The organism is Bacillus sp. S71 (genome assembly GCF_016625265.1).
GTDB lineage: Bacteria > Bacillota > Bacilli > Bacillales > Bacillaceae_G > Bacillus_A > Bacillus_A cereus.
This window is the reverse complement of the sequence record NZ_JACVUW010000008.1, coordinates 154,261-171,857: the sequence shown is the minus strand read 5'-3', so window position 1 is coordinate 171,857 and position 17,597 is coordinate 154,261. Positions and strand designations below refer to the sequence as shown.

Here is a 17,597-nt window from a genome sequence, read left to right as displayed (position 1 = left end):
GCTATTAGCGGTTTTTCTTTTTCTTTATATAAAACCATACAACACATGTAACAACTGCTGAAATTAATAAAATCCATATTCCATAATGATGTAAACTATACTCAACGAAGCGCCACTTCTCGCCTAACTTCCAGCCAAGCCCAATAAAAACACTTATCCAAATGAGCGCACCACCGTAAGCGTACAAACAAAAACGCCAAAGTGTCAAATTTGATACCCCAGCAAAATATGCTGTTAAATGACGTACTCCCGGTATAAAATAACCAATCATTAAAAGAAATGGCCCATATTTTTCAAATAAAATATGTGTTTTTTCAATGTGATGTTCTTTAATTCTAATTTTCGGCCCATATTTCTTTAAAACAGGGAGCCCAAGTTTTAAACCTAATATGTAGCTTAACGTGATCCCTAACATCGCACCAGCCATCCCACTTAAAAAAGCAGCAGTTCCTGACATAACTCCTTTTGAAACATTATAACCAACAAAGGTCAATAAAAACTCGTCTGGTATCGGTAATCCGACAATCCCACCAGCCAAAGCTATAACAATTCCAAAATAGCCATAATGCGCGATTAACTCGCCAATATGTTGTTCCATTCGGAAGACACATCCTATGCACGATCGTTATTCCACATTGTACCCTTTCTATCTTTAAGGCAAACATGGTATACATATTCACTATACATTGTTTTTATAATGAACTCTACTTCTATTCTTTCCTTTAACAGAGATAAAGTGAAACTTTAATCAGTGGGAGTTTTGTAATTATTAACCTATACCAATCTTGCTTCTACAGACATCCCGACTCCCACATAACTCACTTACATTCACTAATTTTGAGATTAGATTCTTACTGCCTGCAAATGTCCTGATAAAAAATAAAAATTCATATGCGTGTTTTTTTGTTACAATAAAGGAAAGTTACTTTTCGCAACGGTTTAACTCTCAAGAAAAATGATATATCTAGCAAAAACATAGTTTGGTCTATATAATCCAACTTCTACCTATTAAAAGAACATGAACCCTTTTACATACAACATCATTTTTCTAAATTATACAGGGGGGAACGAACATGACCATTGAAAATCAATTTATTCAAAAAGTTTACTATAAAACATTTTTAACAGAAGAAACTTCTACTCCTGCATCGGAAGTACTCGGTGAAGCATATATAAATGAATCTAAAAATGAATTCTCCAACATTTCTAATATTCGATTTGCTCAAGGTGAATTTTATTATCAAAATAAAGATTTTGAAGCAGCTATATTTAAATGGGAAAAAGTTAATAATACTCTTGCACTTTGGGCAACAAAAAATATTGCAGATGCTTATTTTGAACTAGGATTCCTACCAAAGGCAGAAGAAATTTATCAATCTATTCAAACAGAAGATACAACTCTTACGATGGAAGTTTCATTACAACTTCTTTCTCTTTATATCGAACAAGATCGTTTAGGACTTGCTTTTAAGACGATTAGTGAAGCTGTTGCATTCCAACCGGATTATCCAAACATTACTGCAATTGCACGTTCTTTCTATGAAAAACAAGAAGATTGGAACAACGCTATCGAACTAGCTGTTCAAGAAGGTATTCGAACACAATCTTTACACTGGTTTGATACATTAATAAATTACATAAACAAAGGATTTACTAAAAATATTAAGCCTGAATATTTCTATGAGTCTTTAAAAGCTCTATATGCTGTTGATCAAGCTCAATTTAAAGAACTTGTTATTGCTCTTTGGAATAGCTACCAACATGAATCCTTATACCTTCCTTGGATTCAAAGTATTAATCATTTATTCTTGCATATTGAAACAGACAATAATGACGATTGGAATGAAATTTCTACTCGCTATCAAGAAACATACTTTGCATTAATTACCGGAAATCATTTTATGCATGAATTAAACGGACTTGTACCAAATCTATTAACAAATTGGTTCAGTTTAACGAAAGCAAAAGATTCTCTAGTTGTCTCTGCAGCAGTATTAGCATGGAATGAAGTCTCACCTACAACCTTAGAATCATTACTCGTAAAAAGTGCTGGATCCTTACTTTCTAATACATCAGCTGAAGCAGATGTAAATATGGAAATAGTTTCTCATTTATTCGAAACAATCGCTGTATGGGCTGAGAAAAATGATGTAGATTTAAGTCATCAATTTACGCTACTCGTCCATGAACTATGTGATTTAAATGTCACACCACTACTAATAGCTGGAACTAGTGACCATGATAAAACATCATTTGTTAATTCAATATTAGGAGAGAACATCTTAACTGAAACTTTAACAACTCCTATTCTATTTAAAGACGCTAGTCAAACTGAAATAACAGAATTTACCGAGTTAGATATCAGAAATATCTCTAACCTTGATGAATTCCATCAAATAGCGGCTACATCTGCTCAGTCAGCACTTGAGAAAAAATGTATAGAAATTAAGCTACCAAGTAGATTTTTAAGAAAAAATAAGTTTACATTTCTTATTACACCATCCATTCAAGGACAATTGGATAAAAACAATGCATACTTTGAATACTTACAAGCAGCAGATAGCCTTGTTTACGTATTAAATTCTTCTTCACCATTGCATAGTGAAGAAATTGATACGTTAATTTATTTACGTGAACAAGTACCAAACTTACAAATTCACTTCGTATTACACACAAATAATACGACTACTAATGAAAAACTAATTAGTAAACTTAAAGTACATTTTCCAGATGCACAATTCTTCCCATACTCTCCTTCGCAAGAGAGTAGTCAGCAACTTGGAGATGTAACAGAATCTATTCTCTCTAATCTTGCAAAACGCAATATAGAAAAAGAACGTATAGAAAAGCTAATATGGTTTACGCAAAAGACAATTGCTTATCTCATAAATGAACGTGTGGAATTAGAAAATACATTAGTAAAATCCGTACGCTGGAATAAACACATCTCAGTGAAACTTACTGGATTTATTAATAACCTTACTGCTCTTGAAAAAGATAAAATTCGCTCTATTACCGAATCCTATCTTTTAACGAAAGAAGAAATTACACGAGATATACATTCTCAAATTCCTGAATTATTACAGAGCTGCTCTGATCTTGTTCAAGAAGATAGTGATTTCAAACTAGTTCATGAAGAATTAAATGCTGCAATGAATGAACGAGTTCAAAAGCATGTACAACAGGTACTTCTTCCTAAATTTACTGGGTCTATTCAAGAATGGATTGAAACAGCACATAATGAATTTATTCAAGCTCAAGCTTATTTAGATGAAATGAGTGAAACGTTTAATAAATTATATAAAGAAGAACGTATGAAACTTCCTTGCGATTTCAAATTATTAGATGATTGGAATCGAGATGTTGTACGAATGACAAATCGAATTACAGTAACGAACATCAATATTTTATTACGCTTTACACCAACACAGTTTTTCTTAAAAAGTGCCGGAAAATTATTTGGTAATATGCAAAAAAACCAATCTATGCTCGCCAACAAATATAAACAATATATTGAAACAGAAGACTATACAGAAATTGCTCACACAATTTCAAAACAATTCTTCCTACAATTTGAAGTATTTGAAGGTGCATTAGAACGTGATATCATGATGTTCTTTAAAGATCCACTTAGCATATTGAAACAAAATGTGGATGCAGCTCAACTTGAGATAAAGGAAGACGAGCAAACATTAGCAACGCTAAGAAGCAATCCAGAAACATATCATGATCCTTTGGCGTTATTTAAACTACAATTGCTACAACATAAATTCGTTTTAAGTACTACAAAGAAACATGAAGATATGTTTGTATCTAACGAATCTCCTACTGTTTAACAAAAAAACCAAGCAAACTAAAATTTGCTTGGTTTTTTACTTTATTATTTTCATATGTTCAAACGGATAATAAATGCCTGCTAACTTTCCTAACACATCTTCTCTATCAATAAAACCTAAACCATTTCTACTATCTTTACTTATTAAGCGATTATCTCCCATAACAAAAATCTTATTTTTAGGAACTGTAATCGGTCCAAAGTCCTCTGTTAAATTCATAAGTTTTTTTTCTGCTTGTTTTTTATTACTATCCAAATACTCTTCATCTTTCACTTCAGAATTTACATATAATTGATCATTTCTCATCTCAATTATATCTCCAGATAATCCAATCACTCTTTTGACATAAAAATTATCTGTTTTCACAACAATAATATCTTCTCTCCCATAGCTTTCAAATTGTTTTGCTAACTTATTAACAATTACCTTATCTCCATCTTGCAACGTTGGCCTCATAGATGCTCCTTTTACAGTCGTAGGGAAAAACACAAAAATTTTCGCCAAAAACACCAATAAACATGCAATTGCAATAGTTCCAAAGAATTCACGCCAACGTTTTTTCTTTTGCATCATTTCACCATCTCATCATCTTTTTACTTTTATTATAAATAATACAACTGATATTTTTCTACAAAATTCTGAATTATAAAATTATAATATTAGAAATTTCAAAATGTTAATACTGATCAAATTAAACAAGCAAAAAAGATACTCTCAAAATAGTCTATTCACTATTTTGAGAGTATCTTTTTATAATCCCACATATACAATACACATTTGAGCAGCTACATATGTAAACCAAATCCAAAGTGGCTCATACTTCAATTTACGCCCTCCGATATCTGTCACGCCAATAATAAAATCAGAAATCACAAACAGTAAACCACCAAACGCTGGTATCCACCATATTCCTGTATTTTCATAATATAAGGCGAATGCAAAGCAAGCCATTCCTCCAACCCACAATCCGTAAATTAGAGCTCCTATCGTAAACAATTTATTCTGTTTATCATTTCGGATAAAGAAGAACCATCCTACAATTAGAAAGAGCCCATATACGAGTAAGCCAATCCAAAAACCATTCCACGAAATTCCTGTTTGCAAAAATGCTTTTACATAAAAACAATGAGCAAGAGCGAAAGTAACCATCCCACCAATTAACCTGTGACCAATTGGAATCAGCCCAGCCATAAACAAATCTCCCACAGTCGATAAAGTCATACCAAGTGCAACCCACGTACTATACTCTACAGATGGATCTTGTAACCATATCCAAATTGCACTACCTGTTAAAGAAAAACTAAGAATAAGACGGATTGCTAAAGGTAACGGCATATTATCTTTCGTTCTTTTTGTCTGCCGCATTGCATAAATTGCACCAATTAAAAAAAGAAGTATTTGCCCAATTAACACCACGTAAAGTAGATTCATAATATGTTCTCCTCAATAAATGCTTTTTGTATCTTTTTTCGTTACACTTAGTCTATTATCCTTTTTCTATAAAAAAAGAAGAACAGTACTGTTCTTCCATTGTAATCGCTTTTCTGCTTTCTATGCTACTTGTTTTTCTTTCTCTATTTTTTGCTTAGCTGGCGTCCGATTTACCACAATAATTCCCGCGGCTACACATGCTAAACCGAGTAACACAAATGAATGAATTGCTTCACCTAAAATCATGCTCGATAATAACACACCAAATACGGGTATAAAGAACATATACATAGATACTTTTCCAACCTTATTGTACTTCATAATTGTATTCCAAATGCAAAAACCAGCTGCAGATAAGAAAGATAAATAAATCAGCATAAGTAGTGCATGTAGACTAAATGTAAATGGCATTACTCCAACTTGTAAAGCCCCTATACATAATAATCCTATAGAACCAAACATCATTTGGTATGCTGTCATATAGCCAACATCTAACGTTTTACTACCTTCTTTCGCTAATATGTTTCCATATGAATACAGCATTGCTGCACTAAGAAGTAATAAGCTTCCGATTCCAAAATGAAATGATAAGCTACCATCACTCGGCATATTTACTAAAACGACGCCACAAAAGCCAATCGATACGCCAATTATTTTTCTCATATTGAGGGCATCATCTTTATATAAAAAATGGGCGAGTAAAATTTGAAAGAATGATGATGTCCCTGAAATGATAGCTCCTTCAATTCCCGAACTATAACTCATTCCAATATAAAAACAGATATATTGAAGAAACGTTTGGAATAAACCAATTTGTATTAACTGTTTCCCCGTTCCTTTTTTGAAGCTCATATCTTTTCCTAACACTTTAAAGAATAATAAGAGCATGAATCCAGATAAAAAGAAACGATAACCGGCAAATAATATTTGCTCTCCAACTTCTTGTGGTTGAATTCCAAGTTCAACATAACTTAATTTAATAAAAGGAAATGCGCTTCCCCATAAAAAAGTTGCTACTATTGCAGCAATAAATACGCCAATCGGATGGGTAAAAAATTTCTCTGTCTTCACTTGTTGTCTTCCTTTCCGACCTTTTTATGAACAATATTCATATATACCAAAGGAATTGCGAAAACACAAGTTTTCCGTTTATACTTGAAACAAAACCGTACCATCTCATAAAAACATATGATATACTATAGAATAATTACAACATAAGAACGATTAAAAACAGATTCAACAGAAATGCTGCTATCCATTATGGATGGCAGCTTTCGTCGTTTTATAGGGGTTTCGATTTTGATTATTTTTCTCAATAAGAATTCGGAAGGAGCGAGTAGTAATGAACTCAGAAGTAAAAACGTTACACGCAAAAGAAACAATTTCTCATCCCTCTTTATGGGACACATTAAAAAAACATTATGAACTTGTATTTGCAGTAGCATCTGGTATTTTTATTTTAGTTGGTTGGTTATTTACAAAGAACGATGCAATGAATGTAGGTATTACTTGCTATATCCTTGCTTATATAGTTGGTGGATATGCAAAAGCAAAAGAAGGAATTGAAGATACGATTGAAGAAAAAGAGCTAAATGTTGAAATGCTAATGCTCTTTGCAGCTATTGGTGCTGCAATTATTGGCTACTGGGCAGAAGGGGCTATTTTAATCTTCATCTTTGCACTCAGCGGTGCTATGGAATCTTATACGTTAAGTAAGAGCCAAAAAGAAATTTCCGCTCTTCTTGACTTACAGCCTGAAGAAGCATTACGTATTTCCACCGGAACTGAGGAACGTGTTCCTGTTGGAGAGTTACAAATTAACGACATTATTTTAATTAAACCCGGTGAACGTGTTCCTGCTGACGGTACGATTCATAACGGTGAAACAAATATCGATGAGGCAGCAATCACAGGAGAACCTATTCCAAATGAGAAAAGACATGGCGATGAAGTATTTGCCGGTACTGTAAATTTACGTGGTGCTATCGAAGTTAAAATTACGAAGCCGAGCGATCAAACATTATTCCAAAAGATTATCCGTCTCGTCCAAAGTGCACAAAGTGAAAAATCACCATCACAACTATTCATTGAAAAGTTTGAAGGAACATACGTAAAAGGTGTACTACTCGTTGTTGCGCTTATGATGTTCGTTCCTCATTTCTTACTTGACTGGAGCTGGAATGAAACGTTTTATCGCGCTATGATCTTACTTGTAGTCGCATCTCCTTGTGCGCTCGTAGCTGCCATTACACCAGCTACGTTATCAGCCATTTCTAACGGAGCGAGAAACGGTATTCTCTTTAAAGGCGGTATACATTTAGAACGCCTTGCTTCTGTGAAAGCAATCGCGTTTGATAAAACAGGAACATTAACAGAAGGTAAACCTACCGTAACAGATGTATATGTTCGAGAAAATATAACAGAAAAAGAAGTACTTTATATTACAGCATCAATTGAAAGTCACTCTACACATCCTTTAGCTGAATCCATTGTTAAATATGCACAACATGCGTACGACATTACTTTAAAAAAACCAGAAAAGGTTGAAGATGTAACTGGTTTTGGTCTAAAAGGAATATTGGAAAACAACGCTTATAAAATAGGTAAAGCTGATTTTATCGGTGAAGAAACAAAGACATTTCATAATGGTATTTCTGCCTCACTTGAAAAAGAAGGTAAAACTGTCGTTTATATTAGTGATGAGGGAGGCATTCTTGGACTTATCGCTTTAAAAGATACGCTTCGCCAAGAAACAATAGCTGCTATTCGTGATTTACAAAGCATTGGTGTCGAAGCAATTATGATTACTGGAGATAATGAAGAAACGGCAAAAGCAATTGCCTCTGAAAGTAATATAAAGGAATATTACGCATCATGCTTACCAGAAACAAAAGTTGAAACGATTAAAAAGTTAAAAGAAAAATACGGTACAGTAGCAATGGTTGGAGACGGTATAAATGATGCACCTGCCCTAGCTACTGCTAGCATTGGTGTCGCAATGGGAGAAGGAACAGATGTAGCTTTAGAAACTGCAGATGTTGTACTGATGAAGAACGAACTATCTCGCCTTTCCCAAGCAATTCGTTTATCAAAACGAATGAACCGTATTGTGAAGCAAAACGTAATCTTTTCGCTAGTCGTTATTGCCATGCTAATTTGTTCAAACTTCTTGCAATTTTTAGCTCTTCCATTCGGTGTTATTGGCCATGAAGGAAGTACGATTCTTGTCATTTTGAATGGCTTACGATTACTAAAAGGAAGCAAATAAAACGGGTCCCTCATAGAGGACCCGTTTTTTTAGTGATAGCTATTATGACCGTTCGCACTGCTACTCGTTTTATGCTTTGGATGCGAACTGCTCTTTTGTTTATTATTACTTTTATTATTATGGTTCTTTTTATTATTACTCATGAAATATCCCCCCTGTTCCTTTTTATTATGGAACAAGAACTCATTATTCATTACGGGAATTATTGTCACCGGTTCTATAATGGTGGAGTAAACCATTAATTTCACCGCCAAGTAAAATTACCCATCCAGTTAAATAAAACCATAACATTAAAATAATGATACCACCGAGACCACCATATGTATTGGCGTAATTCGCAAACTTATCTACATAATAAGCAAATGAGTAAGACACCACAATCCATCCTACAGTAGCAAATAACGCCCCTGAAATAACTTCTCTTCTTTTTAACTTTCGATCTGGTGCAAATGTATATAAGAAACTAAACAAAGCAAATAGTACGAAGAAACTCGCTACTAATCGTGTAATGCTCCATACGAAAGAAAAACTATCTGATAAACCGAGTGCTTTAAACACTGCTGCTCCAATAACTTGTCCGAATACCGGAACAATTAACGCAAAGACAATCATAAAAATAATAGCTAATGTAAACACAATTGATAACGCTCTTGTTGTAATAAAAGAACGTGTTTCCTTTACGTCATAAGCGCGGTTAAAAGCATTCATAACCGCATTAACACCATTTGAGGCAAACCATAACATGGATAATAAACCAAATGATAATAAACCACCATTTTGCTGGTTTACAACTTTATCTACATTTACCTCAATTAAGTTCATTGCATCATCTGGTACATAAACCTCTAATAAACTAAGCACATCCTCTGTTTGAATGGGAATAAATCCAAGAAGCGTAATTAAGAAAACGAGCCCAGGAAAAATTGCAAGCAAGAAGAAATAAGCGAGCTGTGCTGCCAAGCCCGCTACATCATCGCGCATCGTCCGGTCATATAAATCTTTACCAAACGAATAAGTACGATTTCTTCTCACCTTTTCTAAAATTTTTCTCATATATGTTTAAACGCTTTTCTTCTCTTCTTTATCTTGCTTTAACTCAATGTACGCTTCAGTTTTTTTTTCCACTGCATTTGAGTCTTTTATAAATAATTCACGCGCTTCTTTCATACCACCATCTTCAGCAACTACTGGCTCTTCTTCTGCTTTCAGCTCATCTACCTTTGGAGATACAGCTTGAATTTCAATCGTTTCTGGCTTTTCTTCTGGCTCAACTTTTTTCTTACTAAAAATTTCTTTCGTTTCTTTTAACGTCTCTACAACAGATGGCGTTAATTTTTTAATTTCTGCTACTTTCGCTTTTACCACATTGAAATCAGCAAGTTCGCGTCCTTTATCTGTAACAGTTTGCACTTTTTCTTTGATCTTTGCATTTTCACCAATTTCAATCATCTTTGTTTTTGCTTTTTCTGCTGTATTTTTTACTTTTTCACGGTTTTCTTTCTTTAACATGGATACAGCTACACCTGCCGCTACACCAATCGCAATGTTTCGAGCAATATTATTTTTCTTTGCCATATTCCTTCACCCTTTCATTTCTTATGTTAGAAAGTATTTCTTTCTAAGCTTCCTCATATTCCTTGTTCATTTCGAATGAAAGCTAATAGCTTTGCACACCCTTCTGTTACAAGGTCATATACTTCTTGGAAATTCCCTGTATAGTAAGGGTCAGGAACGTCTGTCCAGCCACCGTCTGGAACAAAGTCGGACAGCCTACCAATATAGCCTCCAGTTTTACCTAAACTTTTTAAATCTGCTATATTCTTGTTGTCCATGGCAATAATATAATCAAACTTTGTTAAGTCTTCTTTTTCTACTTGCCTTGCTTTAATTCCTTCAAAAGTGACTGCATTTTCTTTTAAAATTTTTTGTGTTCCTTTATGTGGCGGATGGCCAACATGCCAATCTCCAGTTCCTGCAGAATCAATGACAATTTTCTCTTCAAGTCCCTCTTTTACGACAAGATTTCGAAAAATCGCTTCTGCCATCGGAGAACGGCAAATGTTCCCAAGACAAACAAACAATACTTGAACCATGTTTTTGTTTCTTCCCTTCTTGGTGCATTTCTTCATATATACTTATAGTATAAACAACCAATTATGAAATATAAAGGAAATCCCTACTAATTTAATAGGATTGAAAAGATCCATTAACGAAAATGATAAAAAATGTTAAGATAGCCTTATGTTATTTTAAAGGGGGACACTTCGGTGGATTTATCCGTAAAGTCAGAAGAAAACGTTGAATACATGGTCGAAGCTATTAAAGAAAAATTACGTATGGTTAATGCTGGAGCGATGAGAGCTGCTAGTTTTAACGAAGAAATGTACGAAGATTTACGTGACATTTATGATCATGTTATGAAACGTGAAACATTCAGCATTAGTGAAATGCAAGCTATTACAGAAGAATTAGGTACATTAATTAAAAAGTAAAAAAGCCTCTCTTATTATGAGGCTCTTTTTTATTTCCAACAAATTCATGACAACTCTTCTCTGTCCCTCAACCAACTGTAAAATATTGTACAATAGAAGTAGAACCTCACCTTAGATTTTTTCTCCATACATACTACTCACAAATAATAGCAACACTACCATTGCTAACTGTTTTTACTGGAGGTGCTTACTTATGAGCAATTGGTACAGTAAGACGAAAGATCAAACATTGATTGACCTAGAAACAAACGAACAAAACGGTTTAACAGATGAGATTGTAAGTGAACGTTTAAAGCAATACGGTTCTAATGAATTAGCTACAAAACAAAAACGCACTTTATGGCAGCGTATTTTCGCCCAAATTAATGACGTCCTCGTATATGTCCTTATTATTGCTGCCCTTATTTCTGCCTTTGTAGGTGAATGGGCGGATGCCAGTATTATCGCGCTTGTTGTAGTTTTAAATGCTGTTATCGGTGTTGTCCAAGAATCGAAAGCAGAACAAGCTTTAGAGGCATTGAAAAAGATGGCAACACCTAAAGCTATCGTCAAGAGAAATGGTGAACTAAAAGAAATTCCATCTGAGCACGTCGTTCCAGGGGATATCGTTATGCTCGACGCCGGACGATATATCCCATGCGATTTACGCCTTATTGAAACCGCAAATTTAAAAGTTGAAGAATCTGCTCTAACTGGCGAATCTGTCCCTGTTGATAAAGATGCAATCTACCACCCTTCCATGCAAAGTGATGAGCAAGTACCACTCGGCGATCAAAAAAACATGGCATTTATGTCCACTCTTGTAACATACGGAAGAGGCGTCGGTGTTGCTGTTGAAACTGGAATGAACTCACAAATTGGTAAGATTGCTACCCTTTTACATGAAGCAGACGATGATATGACACCACTTCAAAAAAGCTTAGCACAAGTCGGAAAATATTTAGGCTTTGTCGCTGTAGCTATTTGTATAGTTATGTTCCTCATCGGTTTTTTACAAGGCCGGGATACGTTAGAAATGTTTATGACTGCTATTAGTTTAGCCGTTGCAGCTATTCCAGAAGGCTTGCCAGCTATCGTTTCCATCGTTCTTGCAATTGGTGTGCAACGTATGATTAAACAAAACGTTATCATTCGGAAACTACCAGCTGTTGAAGCCCTCGGTTCTGTCACAATTATTTGTTCAGATAAAACAGGTACGTTAACGCAAAATAAAATGACCGTTACTCACTTTTATAGTGATAACACATACGATCGCTTAGAAAGTTTAAATGTAAATAATGATGCGCAACGTCTATTGTTAGAAAATATGGTGCTATGTAATGATGCTTCTTACACTAACGAATCACAAACGGGAGACCCGACTGAAATTGCACTTCTCGTTGCTGGAACCACTTTTAACATGCAAAAAGATCATTTAGAAAAAATACATGAACGTGTTAACGAAGTACCTTTCGATTCAGATCGTAAAATGATGTCAACCGTACATACATACGATGAAGGCTACTATAGCATGACGAAAGGCGCTATTGATAAGCTCTTACCTCGATGTACCCATATTTTTAAAAACGGCAAAATCGAGATTTTAACTGATTCTGATAAAAATCAAATATTAGAAGCTGCCGGAGCAATGTCTCAAGAAGCTTTAAGAGTACTTTCATTCGCATTTAAACAATACAATTCAAACAATGTGGATATAAACCATCTTGAAGAAAATCTTATCTTTATTGGTCTTGTCGGTATGATTGATCCACCACGAACTGAAGTGAAAGATTCAATTACAGAATGTAAAAAAGCCGGTATTCGCACAGTTATGATTACTGGTGACCATAAAGATACCGCCTTTGCAATTGCCAAAGAACTTGGCATTGCTGAAGAAATATCGGAAATTATGATTGGAACTGAATTAGATAACATTTCTGATACAGAACTAGCTAGCAAAATTAATCATTTAAATGTATTCGCTAGAGTCTCTCCAGAGCATAAAGTGAAAATTGTAAAGGCATTACGCGCGAAAGGAAATATCGTTTCTATGACTGGTGATGGCGTCAATGATGCACCATCTTTAAAGCAAGCCGATGTCGGCGTAGCGATGGGCATTACAGGAACAGACGTTGCAAAAGGGGCAGCGGATGTTGTGTTAACAGATGATAATTTTTCATCTATCGTGAAAGCTGTTGAAGAAGGTAGAAATATTTATCGCAACATAAAAAAATCAATTCTCTTCCTACTCTCTTGTAACTTCGGAGAAATTATCGCTTTATTTTTAGCAATTTTACTCGGCTGGGCAACACCACTACGACCTATTCATATTTTATGGGTGAATTTAATTACAGATACACTGCCTGCATTATCACTTGGGGTTGATCCTGAAGATCCAGATGTGATGAAGGAAAAACCACGACATGCAAAAGAAAGCTTATTTAGTGGCAGCGTTCCTTTCCTAATTTTCAATGGAGTTATCATTGGACTTTTAACGCTAATAGCTTTTATCGCCGGAGCAAAATTCTATACTGGAGATACAAATTTATTCCCTCTTTTCCCAGAGCGAATTGATGACGATGCTCTATTACACGCTCAAACGATGGCATTTGTCGTTCTTAGTTTTTCTCAGCTCGTTCATTCATTTAACTTGCGTTCAAGAACGAAATCAATTTTTTCAATTGGGATCTTTACAAATAAATATTTAGTTTTCTCCCTTCTTATCGGTGTTCTTATGCAAGTTTGTATCATCTCCATCCCGCCCCTTGCAAATATATTCGGTGTACATGCATTAACGATGCGAGATTGGGGATTTGTTCTCTTATTGAGTATCATTCCACTTATTGTGAATGAGATTATTAAATTAGTGAAGAGAAACTAAAAGGCAATGAGGAATATTCCTCATTGCCTTTTCATTTATCCTTGTAATTCTTTTTTGATATTCTCCGTTAATGTAGCCATACGCTTGCGGCTTTCTTCACGCTCACGTTTATTTTGTTCTTCAATTTGTTGTGTTTCTTGCATACCTCTTGAAATAATGTTCCAAGTTTCCTCAAGCGTTTCCATCTTAATACTAGAAGAACCTGATAATCTCGCTACTTCTACACTTTGCGTTGCGATATTTTGTGCATTTTTCTTAAGTAATTCATTTGTACGGCGATCAAGTTCAGCCATAGAATCTGCAACAAGCTTTTGACGTTTCGCATTTACTGCTTGAATGATACCATTTTTAAAGATAGGAATCGTTGTAATAAATGCTGTATTGATTTTACCAATTAATTTATTATTACCACGTTGAATCATGCGAATTTGCGGCGCTGTAAGTAGCGCAACCATACGCGCTTTTTCTAAATCATCAATACGTTGCTCTAAAATTTCAACCGAGTTTTTAAGCGACTCTAATTCAATACCTGCTAATTGATCATTATTACGCACGCGCTCTTCATACATCGGAACTAATTCTGTATTTAAACGCTCTAATAACATTTCTCCTGCTACTACGTACTTCTCTAAGTCTAAATAATATTTTAAGTTTTGCTCATACAAGCCATCTAACGTTCCAATTGATTTTTTCATCTCATCTTGGTACTTCGTAATTTCCACATAAACCTTATCAATTTCGCGGCCCATCGTTTGATATTTACTAAAGATTTGTTCTATCATTTTATCCGCTTTTTTGAACATGCGCGAGAAGAAACCACTTTTTTCTTCTGCAAAGTCTTTACTATCAAATCTGTCCATAATTTTACCAAGTTGCTTTAACAATTCACCAGAATCTTCTATCTTTGATAATGACATTGTATGTAAAATTTGATCAGCAAAACGTGAAATTTCCATAGAAGGTTCTTTTCCAAGTTCAATTAATTCCAATTGATCTTTAATATCTACTGCGTTATAAATACGTTGCACATCTGCATCTTGTCTAAGTTGCAAGCGAACATCTTGTGCGGTTTGCTCATTCAATTCAGTTTTCGAATCTAGTACGACTGGGTTATTCATATGGTATTCTCCCTTTCCTTATAAAAATGGACGAAATAGTCCTTTTATTGTTTGTGATAAATTTTTATAGGCTGATGAACCATGAAACTCAAGATCGAAATTAACTTCTTCAAGCCAATGGGAATCAAATGCTCCCGCTTCAACATATGGTTCAATATCGTTTCTGCCCGTGGGATTGAAATGGAATACATCTACTCCAATTTGATTTAAAAATAGTAATAAAACAGCGTCAGAACGAGTTAATTCTCCGCTCTTCTCATTATTAAATATAACAATTTTCGGTACATCTTGTGAATAATCAAATTTCTCAAGCTGTTCTAAAATATTGGGTGGTATTTGAGAAAGTTGTGCGAAAACATATAGCGCTACATCTTGTTTCTTCTCTTTCGCAATTGGTTTGCACATTTCACTTTCGCACGTATGGATAATCGCCTCTGCAATCCCATGTTGTAAACCTTCCGGTAAACGCTTATGCGGCCACCAATGGCTATTCATAATTAGATCAGGATGTAATTTTCCAGCTCGGTCCAATGCATCTCGATAATGATATTGGAAGTTTGCTTTTTGCTCTTTCGTAAACGGGAATGTATTAATTAATAAACTGTTATCAAATGATGTAACAGCCTTTAATCGTTGAAAATATTCTTTATCATTCTTTGAAACGCCTGATATTTTCGCAAATAAAGAAGGAATATAAATATGTTTATTTTCAACAAAGAATGTTGGACGTACAAATGCCTTTTCTTTCGTAATTAAAAAGAGTTCATCATATGTCGTTTTTAACGTACGTGCTACAGGTGTATACGAACGGAATTGCCACGGTTTATATAATAGTGAATTATCGTGGTGAAGTACTTGTTCAATTTCTTTCGAAGCTTGATACGCTACTGTTGCAACACGCTCGCGGCGGCGATCAGGGAATGGTTCAAGAGAAATGCAACCCGGATGGGACACAATAAAAGTTCTCCCCTCTTCATCAATATTTTCAAATCCATCTTTTCCTTCGGGGTGATAATAAAGCACATCACAACCGAGCATAATAAGAAAATATAAGAAATATATACGGCTTTCCTGTGCATCACCATACCAAACGATACGTGGCATCTGTTTCTTATAATTAATCGTAGAGAACCACTTCGCTACGTAATTTTCGCTTAGTTTAATTATGTCGATTAAGAAACGACGGAAGCCTTCTGTCTTTAACGACTGATTATGTTGTTTCTCATATAATTTCAATACTGCAATAAACGTCGTATGTATGTAATGCTGTAAATCAGGGTTGTCTACTTTCGGTAAAAGTTGTTTCCCAGATAAGTGTGCAACTAACCTATTTACTGTCAGACCATTTGGTGCTTCTTGATGTAATCCGAACACTTCTTGAATATGACGAAGCTTTTCTGAATCAATCACTTTGTTTAAATTTTGTTCGTGTAAAACTTCGATTCCTTTCGCTTCACTATAATCAAACAGTTCATTAAAATATTCATCTACATCATTAGGAACGCCTAGGATTCGACATGCTATATAACTAAATTTCATCTCATTCTCTGTCAGCTCATATTGTGGGCGTTTTTCTAAAAGCGCTTCAAATTGCTTTAAATCTGATTCATCTTTTAATGCATATGGTTGAAGTGTAAAACGTGAAAACACAACAGTTCACCTCCAAAAACATTTACGTTTTTTCTAAGTCCTTCTTCTATTATAAACTATTTTTGGTTATAAAAAATGGGCGCTCGCAAAACGAGCAAACCCATTTCAATTATTTATTGTCTTCTTTAGTAGCTGCAACTTCTTCTTTAGCTTGTCCAGAATTCTTCATGTAGTGAAGTATAAATGTTGCTCCAAATGCTACAACTAAAATAATAAAGAATAGTGTATGACTAATCTCAATCTCGATTAAAGACAGTAACATTTTTGCTGCAATAATTAAGATTAAAATGTATGCTGTCGTTTCAAGCTCTGGAATACGCTCTAACAATTTTAAGAATACACCAGCAATACCACGCATCATTAAAATACCTAGCATTCCGCCTAATAGTAAAATCCAAACTTCATTAGATACACCAAATGCAGCAAGTACGCTATCTACAGAGAATGCGATATCCATTAATTCAACCATCGCAACTGTTCCCCAGAAGACACCAAACATTCTAAAGAGAATACTATTTTGATTCATACCGTGAGCTTCGTCTTCTTCACTTGCACCTTTACGCTTATCAATAAAGTATTTTACTGATAACCAAGCAAGGTAAAGTGCACCAAGAAGTTTTACCCACCATAATTTAATTAAGAACATCCCGATTCCAATCGCAATAAAGCGGAACACATAAGCTCCAATAAGTCCATAGAATAATGCTTTTTTACGTTTTTCTTCCGGAAGGTGTTTTACCATTACCGCTAACACAAGTGCGTTATCAGCAGATAACAACCCTTCAAGTACAACAAGTGTACCTATTAATCCCCAAGATACTGGATCTTGCAACACTTTAATCCACATGTCCAAGTCGAAAAACTGAGCATACGTATCAAGGATTCCTTGCAAAATACTCATCTTACCTTTATCCCCTATTCTTTGCTAGATTTATAGAAAGG

The 17,597-nt window shown here is 34.7% G+C and carries 14 protein-coding genes; 4 read left to right on the top strand and 10 right to left on the bottom strand.

The genetic code is table 11. The features are described 5' to 3' along the window. Nucleotides 1–4: 4 nt before the first annotated feature. Complete coding sequence (locus tag IBT51_RS18580) at nucleotides 5–598, bottom strand: DedA family protein (protein ID WP_000434876.1); 594 nt, start codon at nucleotides 596–598, stop codon at nucleotides 5–7. A gap of 475 nt (nucleotides 599–1,073) precedes the next feature. Between IBT51_RS18580 and IBT51_RS18575 the strand changes: the two genes are divergently transcribed. After that, nucleotides 1,074–3,836 carry a tetratricopeptide repeat protein gene (locus tag IBT51_RS18575; protein WP_197241082.1) on the top strand — a complete coding sequence of 921 codons (2,763 nt, stop codon included), beginning with the start codon at nucleotides 1,074–1,076 and terminating at the stop codon, nucleotides 3,834–3,836. A gap of 36 nt (nucleotides 3,837–3,872) precedes the next feature. On the opposite strand, the gene lepB is transcribed toward IBT51_RS18575, so the two are convergent. The 3 genes from lepB to IBT51_RS18560 form a co-directional block, all read right to left on the bottom strand. Beyond that, the gene (gene lepB, locus IBT51_RS18570; protein WP_000983310.1) at nucleotides 3,873–4,409 is read right to left on the bottom strand and encodes a signal peptidase I; all 537 of its coding nucleotides are present in this window, start codon (nucleotides 4,407–4,409) and stop codon (nucleotides 3,873–3,875) included. Nucleotides 4,410–4,586: 177 nt separating this feature from the next. Next, nucleotides 4,587–5,267, bottom strand: coding sequence for a lysoplasmalogenase (locus IBT51_RS18565; protein ID WP_200458720.1), 681 nt, complete (start codon nucleotides 5,265–5,267; stop codon nucleotides 4,587–4,589). Nucleotides 5,268–5,387: 120 nt separating this feature from the next. Further along, complete coding sequence (locus tag IBT51_RS18560) at nucleotides 5,388–6,338, bottom strand: DMT family transporter (protein ID WP_000845702.1); 951 nt, start codon at nucleotides 6,336–6,338, stop codon at nucleotides 5,388–5,390. Nucleotides 6,339–6,609: 271 nt separating this feature from the next. Here IBT51_RS18560 and IBT51_RS18555 point away from each other — a divergent pair, with 271 nt between their 5' ends. Next, entirely contained in the window at nucleotides 6,610–8,535 is a 1,926-nt protein-coding gene (locus IBT51_RS18555) for a heavy metal translocating P-type ATPase (RefSeq protein ID WP_163061477.1), read from the top strand. Between the two features lie 186 nt (nucleotides 8,536–8,721). Here IBT51_RS18555 and IBT51_RS18550 read toward each other — a convergent pair whose 3' ends face one another. The 3 genes from IBT51_RS18550 to IBT51_RS18540 are packed head-to-tail and all read right to left on the bottom strand — an operon-like array spanning nucleotide 8,722 to nucleotide 10,628. After that, complete coding sequence (locus tag IBT51_RS18550; RefSeq protein WP_001226536.1) at nucleotides 8,722–9,588, bottom strand: YihY/virulence factor BrkB family protein; 867 nt, start codon at nucleotides 9,586–9,588, stop codon at nucleotides 8,722–8,724. A 6-nt stretch (nucleotides 9,589–9,594) separates the two neighbouring features. Continuing rightward, nucleotides 9,595–10,110, bottom strand: a complete 516-nt coding sequence (locus tag IBT51_RS18545; protein WP_001085387.1) for a DUF4075 domain-containing protein — start codon at nucleotides 10,108–10,110, stop codon at nucleotides 9,595–9,597. 53 nt (nucleotides 10,111–10,163) lie between these two features. Next, the gene (locus tag IBT51_RS18540; protein ID WP_000250916.1) at nucleotides 10,164–10,628 is read right to left on the bottom strand and encodes a low molecular weight protein-tyrosine-phosphatase; all 465 of its coding nucleotides are present in this window, start codon (nucleotides 10,626–10,628) and stop codon (nucleotides 10,164–10,166) included. 174 nt (nucleotides 10,629–10,802) lie between these two features. Here IBT51_RS18540 and IBT51_RS18535 point away from each other — a divergent pair, with 174 nt between their 5' ends. Both IBT51_RS18535 and IBT51_RS18530 read left to right on the top strand, forming a co-directional pair. Then, complete coding sequence (locus IBT51_RS18535; RefSeq protein ID WP_000366196.1) at nucleotides 10,803–11,027, top strand: DUF1128 domain-containing protein; 225 nt, start codon at nucleotides 10,803–10,805, stop codon at nucleotides 11,025–11,027. Nucleotides 11,028–11,220: 193 nt separating this feature from the next. Continuing rightward, nucleotides 11,221–13,887, top strand: coding sequence for a cation-translocating P-type ATPase (locus IBT51_RS18530; RefSeq protein ID WP_064532173.1), 2,667 nt, complete (start codon nucleotides 11,221–11,223; stop codon nucleotides 13,885–13,887). A gap of 35 nt (nucleotides 13,888–13,922) precedes the next feature. On the opposite strand, the gene IBT51_RS18525 is transcribed toward IBT51_RS18530, so the two are convergent. The 3 genes from IBT51_RS18525 to IBT51_RS18515 all read right to left on the bottom strand — a co-directional run bounded on the left by IBT51_RS18525 (nucleotide 13,923) and on the right by IBT51_RS18515 (nucleotide 17,556). Beyond that, the gene (locus tag IBT51_RS18525; RefSeq protein WP_001064413.1) at nucleotides 13,923–15,005 is read right to left on the bottom strand and encodes a toxic anion resistance protein; all 1,083 of its coding nucleotides are present in this window, start codon (nucleotides 15,003–15,005) and stop codon (nucleotides 13,923–13,925) included. Nucleotides 15,006–15,023: 18 nt separating this feature from the next. After that, nucleotides 15,024–16,655, bottom strand: coding sequence for a YceG family protein (locus IBT51_RS18520; RefSeq protein ID WP_200458721.1), 1,632 nt, complete (start codon nucleotides 16,653–16,655; stop codon nucleotides 15,024–15,026). Nucleotides 16,656–16,764: 109 nt separating this feature from the next. After that, nucleotides 16,765–17,556, bottom strand: a complete 792-nt coding sequence (locus IBT51_RS18515; RefSeq protein ID WP_200458722.1) for a TerC family protein — start codon at nucleotides 17,554–17,556, stop codon at nucleotides 16,765–16,767. Nucleotides 17,557–17,597 lie beyond the last annotated feature (41 nt).

What these genes read in the sequence shown, in the direction of transcription:
- IBT51_RS18555 (WP_163061477.1), top strand. Translation starts at nt 6,610, where the DNA reads ATGAACTCAGAAGTAAAAACGTTACACGCAAAAGAAACAATTTCTCAT.
- IBT51_RS18530 (WP_064532173.1), top strand. Translation starts at nt 11,221, where the DNA reads ATGAGCAATTGGTACAGTAAGACGAAAGATCAAACATTGATTGACCTA.
- IBT51_RS18550 (WP_001226536.1), bottom strand. Translation starts at nt 9,588, where the DNA reads ATGAGAAAAATTTTAGAAAAGGTGAGAAGAAATCGTACTTATTCGTTT.
- IBT51_RS18545 (WP_001085387.1), bottom strand. Translation starts at nt 10,110, where the DNA reads ATGGCAAAGAAAAATAATATTGCTCGAAACATTGCGATTGGTGTAGCG.
- IBT51_RS18525 (WP_001064413.1), bottom strand. Translation starts at nt 15,005, where the DNA reads ATGAATAACCCAGTCGTACTAGATTCGAAAACTGAATTGAATGAGCAA.
- IBT51_RS18565 (WP_200458720.1), bottom strand. Translation starts at nt 5,267, where the DNA reads ATGAATCTACTTTACGTGGTGTTAATTGGGCAAATACTTCTTTTTTTA.
- IBT51_RS18575 (WP_197241082.1), top strand. Translation starts at nt 1,074, where the DNA reads ATGACCATTGAAAATCAATTTATTCAAAAAGTTTACTATAAAACATTT.
- lepB (WP_000983310.1), bottom strand. Translation starts at nt 4,409, where the DNA reads ATGATGCAAAAGAAAAAACGTTGGCGTGAATTCTTTGGAACTATTGCA.
- IBT51_RS18580 (WP_000434876.1), bottom strand. Translation starts at nt 598, where the DNA reads ATGGAACAACATATTGGCGAGTTAATCGCGCATTATGGCTATTTTGGA.
- IBT51_RS18540 (WP_000250916.1), bottom strand. Translation starts at nt 10,628, where the DNA reads ATGGTTCAAGTATTGTTTGTTTGTCTTGGGAACATTTGCCGTTCTCCG.
- IBT51_RS18515 (WP_200458722.1), bottom strand. Translation starts at nt 17,556, where the DNA reads ATGAGTATTTTGCAAGGAATCCTTGATACGTATGCTCAGTTTTTCGAC.